Consider the following 12,909-nt stretch of genomic DNA (forward strand, 5'->3'; position numbering starts at 1 on the left):
GTTTATCGGGTGTCACCGGGACCTGGAGGTCACGGAGCAACAATTGGGTCGAGCCCGACGGTCACGGGACCTGCCAGAACGTGTTCCCGAGCCCATACACGTGATATATCCAGACCCATTGACCGACCAGGCAAGCCGCCAGGACGCCGAGACGCCAGAGCCGAGATCGCGGCACGGCCACCGCGCCCCACAACGGACTGAGCGGGAGCAGCAGTCGGAAGGTGCTCGACTGGGGGAAGAAGACGGCGAGCAGGTACAGCAGGTAGCTCGCACTCCACAGGCGAAGATCGACGCCGAGCGCCCGCACCTGGGGTGAGAGCAGGAGCACTGCGCCGGCACCTGCCACGAGGAGCACCAGGGCGATGGGCCCCCACCATTGCGGCAAGCCCCAGAGACCGAACCAGAACTGCGAGGCCTGGATCCACCCCTCGAAAGGGATGAACCCTTCGACGCCGCCGGTGATCCAGTGCTGACGCCAGGCGAGCTCGGTCGCGAGATACGCACCCGGATCCCCGGTCGCGATGCCGGCGATGACCTGCCAGGCGAATCCGCAGACGGTCGCGAGCGCGCCGAGCGCGAGGATGTGCGCGATCTCCCGACCCGCCAACGGATCATCGCGGCGACGGACCCAGCGCACCACGCCATGCAACCCCAGATAGAGCGCGAAGGCGAGGACACCGGGACGGGTGAAGGCCATCGCCGGGATGAGCAGGTACAGCCAGGCGTACTTCCGCCGCGCCGTCATGTCGAGGGCGAGGAAGAGCAACAGGAGGAACAGCGTCTCGGCGTATCCCACCTGGAACATCGCCGCGATCGGGCCGGCCGCGAAGAAGACCACCGCCCACAGCGCGGCGGAATCGCCGATGCGATCGCGCAGCAACCGGTGCAGCACGAGGCAGGCCAGGTATCCGGCCCCGAGAGAGAGGAGGAGGGCACCCGCACCCCAGGAGCCGAGCAGAAGACCGATCCCCTTGGCCGCATATGCGAACACCGGCATGAAGGCCCAGGCGTTCTCGGCGACGTCGCCCGCGTCCGTGAGCGGCAGCTCGGTCGGGTACCCGTTCTCGGCGACGAGCCAGTACCACTGCGCATCCCAGCCGAGCACGAAGTCGATCAGGCCCGCCCCGGCGCCGAATCGCGAGAAGGAGGTCGACAGCGATGCGGCGATGATGAGGAACACCGTCGTCACGACCCGCGCCCCGAGGTAGATCACCGCGACGCGCAGCGCGATCGGCGCTCTCGCCCAACGGCGCGCTGCGCTCAGTGCGAGGTGAGCCATGCGCGCAGGCCCCGCTCCACGGCGTCGATCTGCGCGAGCGGCACGCGCTCCTCGTCGTGGTGGGCCAGGTGCGGGTCACCGGGGCCGTAATTGACGGCAGGGATCCCCAGAGCGGAGAAGCGGGCGACATCCGTCCAGCCGTACTTCGGACGCGGCTCCGCACCGACGGCGGCGACGAACTGCTTCGCGATCTCCGCATCGAGACCGGGGCGCGCACCTTCGGCGGCGTCGGTGATCTCGACGTCGAAACCCGCGAGCACTCCGCGCAGATGGGTCTCGGCCTCTGCCGCGGACTTGCTCGGCGCGAAGCGGTAGTTGACCTCGACCTCGCAGGCATCGGGGATGACGTTCCCCGCGACGCCACCTGCGATGCGCACGGCGCTCAGGCTCTCGCGGTACAGCAGCCCCTCGACCGCCACCTCCCTGGCCCGATATTCGGCGAGCCGGGTGAGGATCGGTGCGGCACGATGGATCGCGTTCTCCCCGATCCATGCCCTCGCGCTGTGCGCTCGGACGCCCGACGTACGCACGATCGCCCGCATCGTGCCGTTGCATCCGCCCTCGACCTCGCCGTTGGAGGGCTCACCGAGAATCGCGAAGTCGGCCTCGAACAGGTCGGGGCGCACGGCGGCGAGCAGCCCGAGGCCGTTCTTCGACGCCTCGACCTCCTCGTTGTCGTACCACATCCACGTGATGTCGATAGCGGGGTCGACCAGCTCCGCAGCGAGCTTCAGCTGCACCGCGGTCCCTGCCTTCATGTCGACGGTCCCACGACCCCAGAGGTACGGCACACCGTCGATCTCGATGTCGCGGGTGGGGAGATTGGCGTTGATGGGAACGGTGTCGATGTGCCCGGCGATCGCGACGCGCTGCGCGCGACCGAGATCCGTGCGCGCGACGACGGTGTTGCCGTAGCGGAAGCCCTGCAGGTGCCCCAGCGGCGTGACGGCCGCCTCGATGACGTCGGCGAGCGTCTTCTCGTCTCCGGACACGCTGGGGATGTCGCAGATCGCACGGGTGAGGTCGACGGAGGACGCGGTCAGATCGAGCACCATGGGTCAAGACTACTTACCCGTCACGCGTGCGGTCACCGCGTTGCGGGCGCGATAGCGTGGAGGAATGAACGACGCGCGCACGGTATGGGGTATCGGACTGACCACGATCGCCGGAGACGGCACCGTCCTGGATGCGTGGTACCCCGAGGTGCGGACCGGAACCGCGGAGGCGGATGAGGTCGCCGTCACCGCGCTCGCGGATCTCACCGGAGCCGATGAGCGACGAAACGTCACTGTGGAGGTCGTGCAGCTGCAGATCGACCTCGACGCCGCACCGGCTTCGACCGCCGACGCCTATCTTCGTCTGCACGCGCTCTCCCACCTGGTGGTGCGCCCCAACGACGTGAACCTCGACGGCATCTTCGGTCATCTCCCGAACGTCGCCTGGACCAACGCGGGACCCGTCCTGCCCGCGGACGCCGCTCGCCTGCGGCCGCTCCTTCAGCGGTCGGGCATCCAGGTCCAGGGTCTGGACAAGTTCCCCCGTCTCACGGACTACGTGCAGCCGACCGGTGTCCGCATCGCGGATGCTTCCCGCGTGCGTCTGGGCGCATACCTCTCCCCCGGCACCACTGTCATGCACGAGGGGTTCGTCAACTTCAACGCCGGGACGCTCGGCGCGTCGATGGTGGAGGGCCGCATCTCCCAGGGCGTGGTCGTCGGCGACGGCAGCGACATCGGCGGGGGCGCCTCCATCATGGGCACGCTCTCGGGCGGAGGGACGCACCGCGTCTCGATCGGCGCGCGCACGCTGCTGGGCGCCAACGCCGGCATCGGCATCTCCCTCGGTGACGACTGTGTCGTCGAAGCAGGCCTCTATGTGACGGCCGGCACCAAGATCGTCCTGGTCGACGGCCCCGTGACCGCCGATGGCGGGCGGAGGACGGTGAAGGGCGGCGAACTCTCCGGTCAGGACGGACTCCTGTTCCGACGCAACTCGCTCAGCGGTGCCGTCGAGGCCGTCCGCCGCGCCGGCGTCGGGGTGACGCTGAACGAGGCGCTGCACGCCTGAGACCCCCGGGCGACGGGTGTGAGCCTGCGCAGGGTGGCCTCCACGACCCGCGCAGGAGCCGACGTGCAGCCGAGCCCATGCACGCCCTGGTAGACTGATCCCGTTGCGTGTACCGCCGGTACCCAACATCGTCGTCGTCACGGGGTCTCCGAGGACCGAAGCGAGCGGAACCGCTCCCACCACCAGCACGAGCTGGCCTTTCGAACGGCGAACCGATGCGCGATTCCGCGCCGTCGCCCACCTCACCCCTATCTCGCGCCGTTCATTCGTGCGCTGACGGAGTTTCTGCATGTCTACTTTCCTTGAACTCGGCGTTCCCGCCGAGCTCGCCGCCGTTCTCGCCGACTCGGGTAAGACCGAGGCGTTCGCCATCCAGCGCGACACGCTCCCCGACTCTCTCGCCGGACGCGACCTCCTGGGTCGCGGACGCACCGGCAGCGGCAAGACCATCGCCTTCGCGCTCCCCCTCGTCGCCCGCCTCGCGGCCTCGGGCGGTCAGCGCCGCGCCGGCTTGCCGCGTGGTCTCGTCCTCGCGCCCACCCGTGAGCTCGCCACCCAGATCGCCGCGACGATCACTCCTCTCGCCGAGGCCGCCGGTCTTCGCGTCACGACCGTCTTCGGCGGCGTCAGCCAGCGCCCGCAGGAGCAGGCACTGCGCGGCGGGGTCGACATCGTCGTGGCCTGCCCCGGCCGCCTGGAAGACCTCATGAAGCAGCAGGTCCTCCGTCTCAGCGCGATCGAGGTCACCGTGCTCGACGAAGCCGATCACATGGCCGACCTCGGCTTCCTCCCCGGCGTCACCCGCATCCTCACGGCCACGCCCGCCGGCGGACAGCGTCTGCTGTTCAGCGCGACGCTGGACCGCGGTATCGACACCCTGGCGCGCCGGTTCCTCTCGAACGCAGTCAGCCACGAGGTCGATGAGGAGAGCGTTCCCGTCGGCGAGATGACGCACCGCGTGCTGGTCGTCGACTCCACCGACAACAAGACCGTTCTCGTGCGCGAGCTCGCGTCCGGCACCGGTCGACGCATCCTCTTCACGCGCACCAAGCACCAGGCGAAGAAGCTGGCGAAGCAGCTCACCGCCGCGGGGATCCCCGCCGTCGACCTGCACGGCAACCTCTCGCAGAACGCGCGCGAGCGCAATCTCGGTGCGTTCTCGACCGCTCCGGAGGACGGCGGCGTGCGGGTGCTCGTGGCGACCGACGTCGCTGCGCGCGGCGTCCACGTCGACAACGTCGACCTCGTCGTCCACGTCGACCCGCCCGTCGAGCACAAGGCGTACCTGCACCGTTCCGGCCGCACCGCCCGCGCCGGCGCTGCCGGAACCGTCGTCACGGTCGTGCTCCCTGAGCAGCGCCGTGACGTCAAGGATCTTCTGCGCAAGGCCGCCATCACGGCACCGCTCGAGGACGTCAGCGCCGCTGCGGTCGCCGAGCTCGTTCCCGAGCGTGCGCCGCACGTGCGCCCGGCACCCGTGCAGGCACCGCAGCAGCAGCAGCGTCAGTCCTCGAAGCAGCGTCCCGCCGGCGGCGAGAGGAACAGCGCGGCCAACCCGCCGTCGCGTCGCCGTCGTCGTCCCCGTCCCGGCGCCGGCCAGGGTGGCGGCTACTCCACGCAGAGCGGTCAGTCCCGCCAGGGCGGCCGCGGCTCGCAGGGTCGCTGATCCCGCTGCACGGCGAAGAAGAAAGCGCCCCTTCCGCTTCGGCGGGAGGGGCGCTTTCTCGTCACGCGCTCAGCGCGTGGGGAACTGACGTTCCGGCGATCCTGTGTACAGCTGCTGCGGACGACCGATCTTCGTCTGGGGGTCGAGCTGCAGCTCGCGCCACTGCGCCAGCCAGCCGGGCAGACGACCGATCGCGAACAGAACGGTGAACATGCGCGTGGGGAAGCCCATCGCCTTGTAGATGACGCCGGTGTAGAAGTCGACGTTCGGGTACAGGCGACGCTCCCGGAAGTAGTCGTCGGCCAGCGCCAGCTCTTCGAGCTCCTTGGCGAGGTCGAGGAGCGGGTCCGTGACGCCCAGCGAGGAGAGCACCTCGTCGGCAGCGTCCTTGACGAGCTTGGCGCGCGGGTCGTAGTTCTTGTAGACCCGGTGCCCGAAGCCCATCAGCTTCACGCCCTCTTCTTTGTTCTTCACCCGCTCGACGAAGCGCGAGACGCTCTGCCCGGAGTCGCGGATCTGACCGAGCATGGTCAGCACGGCCTCGTTGGCCCCGCCGTGGAGCGGTCCGGAGAGAGCCTGGATACCGGCGGAGACGGATGCGAACTGGTTGGCTCCGGTCGAACCGACCAGGCGGACCGTGGAGGTGGACGCGTTCTGCTCGTGGTCCTCGTGCAGGATGAGGAGCAGCTCGAGAGCCTTCGACATCACCGGGTTGACCTCGTACTCCTCGCTGTGAACGCCGAAGTTCAGCTTCAGGAAGTTGTCCACGAAGCTCAGGGAGTTGTCGGGGTACAGGAAGGCCTGGCCGACGCTCTTCTTGTGCGCGTAGGCGGCGATCACGGGGAGCTTCGCGAGCATGCGCACCATGTTCAGCTCGACGTGCTCCGGGTTGTGCGGGTCGGTCTGACCCTCGTAGTAGGTGGAGAGCGCCGCGACGGCCGAGGACAGCACCGACATCGGGTGCGCCGTGTGGGGAAGCGCCGAGAAGAAGCGCTTGAGGTCTTCGTGCAGGAGGGTGTGCCGGCGGATCTTCTCGTCGAACTCCGCCAGCTCGGAGGCGGAGGGCAGGTCGCCGTAGATGAGGAGCCACGCGACCTCGAGGTAGCTCGTCGAACCGGCGAGCTGCTCGATCGGATACCCGCGGTACCGCAGGATGCCCTTGTCGCCGTCGATGAATGTGATCTCCGACTTCGTCGACGCCGTGTTGACGAAACCGTAGTCCAGGCCGGTGTAGCCCGTCTGCCGCGTCAACGTCGAGAAATCGATGCTGTCGTGCCCCGCCGTGCCGCGCAGCACCGGGAATTCAGCGGTCGTGTCGCCGATCGTCAGCTTCGCCGTCTGGTCTGCCGCTGCACTCACGCGGACCTCCTCGTAGTGTCCGCCCCCCGCTCGTCGCGGTGGGTTCGAACAAGATCTTGATCAAGCCTGAACTGGCGATCTCACGGCGCTCAGGCGCCAGGTCGGGTCACGACCGAATCGCCTTTACAGCCTAGTAGTCGCACAGGCCTACTGTGACATCCGCCAAAGGGACACCCTCTCCGAGGAGGGAATCTACATATCGGCCACAGTGAGACGGCGCGCGGCCTCGGCTACGTGAGCCGTCGATGCGGTGAGCGCCAGGCGGACATGCTGCCCGGAATCACCGCCATAGAACGGACCCGGACCGGCGAGGATGCCGAGATCGGCCAGCCGTCCCATCGATTCCCAGGAGTCGCGCCCCTCGGTCGCCCAGAGGTAGAGCCCGGCCTCGGAACCGTCGATGCGGAAGCCTGCGGCCTCCAACGCGGGACGCAGGGCATCGCGGCGGGTCCGGTAGAGCGCCTTCTGGGCGGCGACGTGCTCGTCATCCGCGAGCGCGACCGCCATCGCGTGCTGCACCGGCGCCGGCGGCATCAGTCCGAGATGCTTGCGAGCCGTGAGAAGTTCTCCGACGACGCGAGCGCACCCGGCCACGAACGCCGCACGGTATCCGGCGAGGTTCGACTGCTTGCTCAGCGAGTAGACGCTGAGCAGGTTCGCACGACTTCCGCCCGTCACGCGCGGGTCGAGGATCGAGGGGATCGATTCGGTCGCCCAGACACCGTCCCAGCCCAGCTCGGCGTAGCACTCGTCGCTCGCGAGCACGGCACCGAGCTCACGAGCACGACGCACAGCAGCGGCGAGCTCGTCGACGGTCCATGTGCGCCCGTCCGGGTTGCCCGGGGTGTTGATCCAGATGAGCTTGGTGCCCTCCGGCCAGTCAGCGGGGTCGTCCGCGGGAAGGGGCTTCGCCCCGGCGACGCGGGCGCCGACCTCGTATGTCGGGTAGGCCACTCGCGGGTGGACGACGATGTCTCCGATCCCCAGACCGAGCAGCGTGGGCAGCAGCGCGACGAGCTCCTTGGATCCGATCGTCGGGAGCACGTTGTCGACCCGGAGGCCGGGCACTCCCCTACGCCGGGCGTACCACTCGACGATCGCCTCCCGCAGGGTGGGTGTGCCCACCGTCTGCGGATAGGCATGCGCATCCGTGGCCTCGGCCAGGGCGCGGCGGATGATGTCGGGGGTGGGGTCGACCGGAGAACCGACCGAGAGGTCGATCAGTCCGTCCGGGTGCTGCTGCGCGCGCTCACGGAACGGGACGACGGCATCCCACGGATAGTCGGCGAGATCGCGGACGCTCACGGAGCCAGCGCCTACTCGCCCTGAGGCGGCAGAGCCGCGACGATCGGGTGATCGAACGAGTAGACACCCACCTTGGCGGCGCCACCGGGCGACCCGATCTCGTCGAAGAACTCGACGTTGGCCTTGTAGTAGTCCTGCCACTCATCGGGCAGGTCGTCTTCGTAGTAGATCGCCTCGACGGGACAGACGGGCTCGCAGGCACCGCAGTCCACGCATTCGTCCGGGTGGATGTAGAGCGAGCGTTCGCCCTCGTAGATGCAGTCAACGGGGCACTCGTCGATGCAGGCGCGATCCTTGACATCGACGCACGGGAGGGCGATCACATACGTCACCCCCTCAGTCTACGACTCGCGCGGCTCGGGTTCCTGCGCGGCAGGCGCCTCCGTGCGCACCGGGAGGCGTCGGACGGAGGGCCAGGCGACGACGAGCAGGACGATTCCGGCGACCAGATAGGTCCAGATCTGCCCGAGGAACGAGGCAGGCACGACGACGGATCCGCCCGGCCCCTCTCCGGAGATCAGCACCAGCATGCCGATCATCCCGAGTCCGGCAGCGACAGCGGCGCCCCTGTCATGTGTGAGGGTTCGGACGGCGATGAGGATGGCAGCGCACGCGATGGCCGCGATGATCATCCCGATGGGGATGGGACCCCACATCACGCTGTGACTGATGGTGCCCGCGACGCCGTAGACACCGCCCACGAGGGCGGCAGCGATCCACGACAACACTCTCGACACCCAGCTCACGCGCACCTGTCGATCTTACCGAGGAGCCCTCACCGGACGGGTTCGGGGAGGTGGATCATGCGGCGATCCCGCACAGACGCAACAGGGCTGCGACCGCCGCCGCGGCGACGACGACCACGAGGAAGGACTGCCGCAGCCACAGGAGGCCGCCGGCGACCAGCAGCGCCGGCACGCGGGCATCGACGGTGATCGCCTGACCGTCGCCGAGAGCCTGCACGGCCACGAGCGCCGCGAGCAGACCCACCGTCAGCAGATCGGAGATGCGGGCGGTGCGCGGCGCCTCCAGCGCCCGAGGGGGAACCAGGTATCCGGCCGCCTTGAGGGCGAGGCAGATCAGGGCGGCGAGGAGGATCGCGCTCCACACGGTCACGAGGCCGCCCCCGCACCCCGGTCCGCTCCACCGTCGGTCGCGGCCGCAGGACGACCCCACCAGTCGAACCAGCCGACGACGATCGCGACGACCGCGGCCACCAGAACAGGAAGGCCCGGCATCAGGAACGGTGTGAAGGCCGCGGCGACGACAGCCGCTGCGACGCCGACCGCGACGGCCTGCCGTTGCCGGAGCCGAGGCCAGAGGAGAGCGAGGAATGCCGCGGCTGCGGCTGCATCAAGGCCCCACGTCCTGGGGTCGCCGAGCACGTCGCCCACGAGCGCCCCGACGAGAGTGGTGATGTTCCACCCGACGAAGATGCCGATCCCGGTCACCCAGAAGCCGACCTGCCGCAGCCGAGGATCGCCCTGCGAGATCGCCACGGCCGTCGACTCATCGATCGTGAAGTGCGCAGCGGCTGCCTTGCGAGCCGGTCCGCCCCCGATGATGGGCGACATCCGCATGCCGTAGGCGACGTTGCGGACTCCGAGGAGCGCAGCCGAGGCGATCGCGGAAGGCAGTGCCGACATGCCCCCGGCAGTGAAGACGCCGACGAAGGCGAACTGGGACCCACCGGTGAACATCAGCAGACTCAGCACGCAGGTCTGCCAGACGTCGAACCCCGACGCCACGGCGAGCGCGCCGAAGGAGACCCCGTACGCGCTGGTCGCCAGGACCACGCCGAGGGCCTCGCGCCAGACCTCACGCTCCGCGGTCATCGCGTCGCCCGGGAGGTGCCGTTCGTTTCAATGAACACATGGTCATAATTCTGAACACGATCACCGGCATAGTCAAGCGAACGATCGTTTGACATGATGAACGCATGGAGGAACTTCGTACACGCATCGCCCGCACCCTGCGCCGGGAACGTGAGGCGGCGAGCCTGTCGGTATCCGAACTGGCTCGACGGGCCGGGGTCTCCAAGGCGACCGTGTCCCAGCTCGAGAGCGGTTCAGGCAACCCCAGCGTCGAGACGCTGTGGGCCCTCGGCGTCGCACTGGGGGTGCCGTTCGCCGTGCTCGTCGATCAGCAGTCCAATGCGCCGACGCTGATCCGCGCAGACGACTTGTCCGGGGTGCCGTCCTCCGCTGCCGCCTACAGCGCGACCCTGCTGTCGGCGAGCCCGCCCGGCGCGCGCCGCGACGTCTATCTGATCCAGGCGGAGCCGGGGGACGCTCGTCGATCGGATCCCCATCACCCCGGGACGATCGAGCACGTGGTCCTGATGGCCGGACAGGCGCGGATCGGCCCGGCGGAGAATCCCGTCCTCCTCGACCCGGGCGACTACCTGACCTATGCCGGGGATGCACCCCACGTCTTCGAGGCGACCGCGGCGGGCACCAGAGCCGTGCTCATCTCGGAGCTGCGCTGAGCCTCACTCCCCTCCCGAGACCGGCGACGGATCCGGGATCTCGTGCGGCCGATACTGAGGCAGCCGGGAAGCGGGAAGGATCGCGAGCGCGCTGATCCCCGCCAGCAGAAGGAGTCCGAGCTTGAGAGTACCCAGTCGCGACTCCTCGTTCACCACCACTGCGGCGTCGATCTGCTCGGGGGTCGCGTCCGTCGCCTCGAGTGCGGCGCGCAGATCGTCGTTGCTGATGAAGTTGATGTTGTCCATGTCGACCTGGGCGACGAGGGACGGCGGCAGCTCGGGATGCTCGACGACCGCACGACCGACGCTGAGACCGAGGAGGGACACCAGCAGCGCTCCCGCCAGGGCGGTGCCCACCGCCGAGGCGAGATTCTGAGTGGTGCCTCGCAGCGAGCCCACATCCCCCGCGAGCTCAGCCGGAGCCGCCGTCACCAGCACGTTGAACACCAGGGTGACGAGCGCCCCCTGCCCGATGCCGAAGACGATCAGGCCCAGGATCGTCGGGATCGTCTCCCAGTTGTTGTTCACGACGAACGACAACCACACCAGAGCGGCCGTGGTGAGGATGAATCCGACGACGCCGATCGTTCGCGGCGGGAACCGCTTGTACAGCCGCACCACGAGGGTGGCGGTGACGAAGACCGTCAGGTTGAACGGCATCATGGCCATCGAGGTGTCGAACGGCGTCCTGCCCTGCACGATCTGGATGTAGAGCGGGATCGTGAAGTTCACGCACGCTTCCAGCGCCACCACGATGAACATCGCGTACACCGCGGCGCGCTCGCGAGAGGACCCGAGGACACTCAGGTCGATCAGGGGCACCTTCCCCTCCGCCATCCGCTTCCTCGTCCACAGGAAGAACGCCTGGCCGAGCACGAGGCCGACCACGATGAACACGGGGGCCGGCGAGAGGCCGAGCACCGAGAAGGGGGCATCGGGCGTCGCCGCCACGGCACCCCAGGAGTTCAGGTTGTTGAAACCGAGCGTCAGCAGCACGATCGCCGCACCGATGAGCAGCGAGGCGACGAGGTCGATGCGGATCGACGCATCGCCGCGATCACCCCGCAGGGTGAAGCTCAGGGCGAACACCACCACGGCGATGCCGAGCACGATGAAGAACATCGGTCGCCAGCCCACCAACGTCCCCAGCGTTCCTCCGATCAGGAAGGCGCTGACGCCCGAGATCGCGCGCGCCGAGCCGATGGCGCCGATGGCGGTCGCCTGCTGAGGCCCCCGGTAGTTCTCGGCGATGAGCGCGACGATCGATGGCACGATGATCGCGGCAGCCGCTCCGGCAACGGCCTGCCCCGCGATGGCCCACCACACGGTGGGAGCGAGGATCATCATGATGGACGAACCGGCGAACAAGGCGATCACGATCCGGAAGATCACGACCCAGCCGATCCGCTGCCCGAGCTTCGCGCCGGTCATCACGAGCGCCGCGACGGCAAGGCCGTACATGACGATGGTCGTGCTCGCGACCGTCGGCGGAACTCCGAACTCGCTCACCATGCCCCCGAGTGAGATCGGCAGCGCGGCGACGTTGAACGACATCAGCACCTGCGCGAGGAACAGGCTGACCATCGGCAGCCACGAGGTCTTGATCGGGGCCTGCGGCGCGGGGATCTGGGTCATGACAGCTCCAGGGGTGCGGAGGGCGAGGCGGGAGAGGCCGCATGGTGGGGAACGGGCGACGAGGCGAACAGGTTCAGCCCGAGCGCCCGCGACAGGTAGCCGATGGCCATCTGCGAGCGGACGGAGTTGCCAGCCTCGTCGAGTCGAGGAGAGAACCCCGCGACGGCGCCCTTTCCCGGCGCGATCGCGACGATGCCTCCGGCGACACCGGACTTCGCGGGGAGTCCGATCTCGAACAGCCAGTCGCCGGAGCGTTCGTAGAGGCCCGTCGATGCGACGACCGCGAGCGTGTCGCGGCACACGTCCGCCGAGACGACCCGCTCGCCCGTGACGGGGTTCACTCCCCCGTCGGCGAGTGTGGCGCCCATGACCGCGAGGTCGTGAGCCGTCACCCCGAGCGCGCACTGGCGCGTGTACACGTCGACCACCTCGTCCGGGTCCCCCGCGAGTCGCCCGTAGCTGCGCAGCAGGCGTCCGAGAGCGCGGTTGCGGTCGTTGGTCGCGGCCTCCGAGGCGTACACGACGCCGTCGAGACTCAGCGGGCGGCCGGCGAACGCCGAGAGTCCCTCCCGCACCCGCTCCCACTGCTCCACCGACGTCGCGCCGGGCATGAGCGCTGTCGTGGCGATCGCTCCCGCGTTGACCATGGGGTTCATCGGGTGGCCGTCGTTGAGTTCCAGCGCCATCACGGAGTTGAAGGCGAGGCCGGTGTTGTTCACCCCGACGACTTCGCGCACGCGCTCATGGCCGTGCTCCTGGATCGCCAGGGCGTACACGAACATCTTCGAGATCGACTGGATCGAGAACGGATGCAGCGCATCGCCCGCGTCGTGCAGCCCGCCGCCGACCTCGATCACCGCCAGACCGAACAGCTCCGGATCGACCTCGGCGAGCACCGGGATGTAGTCCGCGACGCTCCCGCCTCGCTCGTCGGCGTAGCGGGCATGAGCATCGCGCACCACCTCCTCGACACGGTCCCACCCCGGCAGCGCGCCGGTGGACGCCTCCTGAGGGACGCCGTGCCATGCTGCGGGGTCGAGCACATCTCCTCCTCGGATCCGAGACGCCCCCAGCCGTCAGAGTCACCGTAGCGCCCGACGGCCGTCGTCG

Annotated in this window: 13 protein-coding genes; 3 read left to right on the top strand and 10 right to left on the bottom strand. The window is 68.8% G+C overall.

Features of this window, described 5'->3' with window-relative positions:
• Positions 1-61: 61 nt before the first annotated feature.
• Complete coding sequence (locus AB4070_RS05160) at positions 62-1,279, bottom strand: hypothetical protein (RefSeq protein WP_441979182.1); 1,218 nt, start codon at positions 1,277-1,279, stop codon at positions 62-64.
• Entirely contained in the window at positions 1,261-2,334 is a 1,074-nt protein-coding gene (gene dapE / locus AB4070_RS05165) for a succinyl-diaminopimelate desuccinylase (RefSeq protein WP_441979183.1), read from the bottom strand. The genes AB4070_RS05160 and dapE overlap by 19 nt, the downstream gene beginning before the upstream one ends.
• 64 nt (positions 2,335-2,398) lie before the next feature.
• Here dapE and dapD point away from each other — a divergent pair, with 64 nt between their 5' ends.
• Together dapD and AB4070_RS05175 are read left to right on the top strand one after the other, a co-directional pair.
• Positions 2,399-3,346, top strand: coding sequence for a 2,3,4,5-tetrahydropyridine-2,6-dicarboxylate N-succinyltransferase (dapD, locus tag AB4070_RS05170; protein ID WP_441979184.1), 948 nt, complete (start codon positions 2,399-2,401; stop codon positions 3,344-3,346).
• 289 nt (positions 3,347-3,635) lie between these two features.
• Positions 3,636-5,012 (top strand): DEAD/DEAH box helicase, encoded by a 1,377-nt coding sequence (locus tag AB4070_RS05175; RefSeq protein ID WP_441979185.1) that lies wholly within the window; start codon positions 3,636-3,638, stop codon positions 5,010-5,012.
• A 69-nt stretch (positions 5,013-5,081) separates the two neighbouring features.
• Here the strand turns inward: AB4070_RS05175 and AB4070_RS05180 are convergent, their stop codons facing one another.
• The 6 genes from AB4070_RS05180 to AB4070_RS05205 all read right to left on the bottom strand — a co-directional run bounded on the left by AB4070_RS05180 (position 5,082) and on the right by AB4070_RS05205 (position 9,511).
• Positions 5,082-6,371: a citrate synthase gene (locus AB4070_RS05180; protein WP_045263168.1), complete on the bottom strand. Its 1,290-nt coding sequence runs from the start codon at positions 6,369-6,371 to the stop codon at positions 5,082-5,084.
• A gap of 192 nt (positions 6,372-6,563) precedes the next feature.
• Complete coding sequence (gene dapC, locus AB4070_RS05185) at positions 6,564-7,676, bottom strand: succinyldiaminopimelate transaminase (protein WP_441979186.1); 1,113 nt, start codon at positions 7,674-7,676, stop codon at positions 6,564-6,566.
• 11 nt (positions 7,677-7,687) lie between these two features.
• A complete protein-coding gene (fdxA, locus tag AB4070_RS05190) occupies positions 7,688-8,008 on the bottom strand; it encodes a ferredoxin (RefSeq protein WP_045263079.1) in 321 nt (106 codons plus the stop codon).
• 9 nt (positions 8,009-8,017) lie between these two features.
• Positions 8,018-8,428, bottom strand: coding sequence for a hypothetical protein (locus tag AB4070_RS05195; protein ID WP_046749569.1), 411 nt, complete (start codon positions 8,426-8,428; stop codon positions 8,018-8,020).
• Between the two features lie 49 nt (positions 8,429-8,477).
• Complete coding sequence (locus tag AB4070_RS05200) at positions 8,478-8,792, bottom strand: AzlD domain-containing protein (RefSeq protein WP_441979187.1); 315 nt, start codon at positions 8,790-8,792, stop codon at positions 8,478-8,480.
• Positions 8,789-9,511, bottom strand: a complete 723-nt coding sequence (locus AB4070_RS05205; protein ID WP_441979188.1) for an AzlC family ABC transporter permease — start codon at positions 9,509-9,511, stop codon at positions 8,789-8,791. Before AB4070_RS05205 ends, AB4070_RS05200 begins: the two co-directional genes overlap by 4 nt.
• A 104-nt stretch (positions 9,512-9,615) precedes the next feature.
• Between AB4070_RS05205 and AB4070_RS05210 the strand changes: the two genes are divergently transcribed.
• Positions 9,616-10,164 (top strand): helix-turn-helix domain-containing protein, encoded by a 549-nt coding sequence (locus AB4070_RS05210; protein ID WP_141371017.1) that lies wholly within the window; start codon positions 9,616-9,618, stop codon positions 10,162-10,164.
• 3 nt (positions 10,165-10,167) lie between these two features.
• Here AB4070_RS05210 and AB4070_RS05215 read toward each other — a convergent pair whose 3' ends face one another.
• Together AB4070_RS05215 and glsA are read right to left on the bottom strand one after the other, a co-directional pair.
• Positions 10,168-11,799: an MFS transporter gene (locus AB4070_RS05215; RefSeq protein ID WP_441979189.1), complete on the bottom strand. Its 1,632-nt coding sequence runs from the start codon at positions 11,797-11,799 to the stop codon at positions 10,168-10,170.
• Positions 11,796-12,842, bottom strand: coding sequence for a glutaminase A (gene glsA / locus AB4070_RS05220; protein ID WP_441979190.1), 1,047 nt, complete (start codon positions 12,840-12,842; stop codon positions 11,796-11,798). The genes AB4070_RS05215 and glsA overlap by 4 nt, the downstream gene beginning before the upstream one ends.
• Positions 12,843-12,909: the final 67 nt, after the last annotated feature.

The organism is Microbacterium sp. 2RAF4 (assembly GCF_052115285.1).
GTDB classification, from domain to species: Bacteria; Actinomycetota; Actinomycetes; order Actinomycetales; family Microbacteriaceae; genus Microbacterium; species Microbacterium oxydans.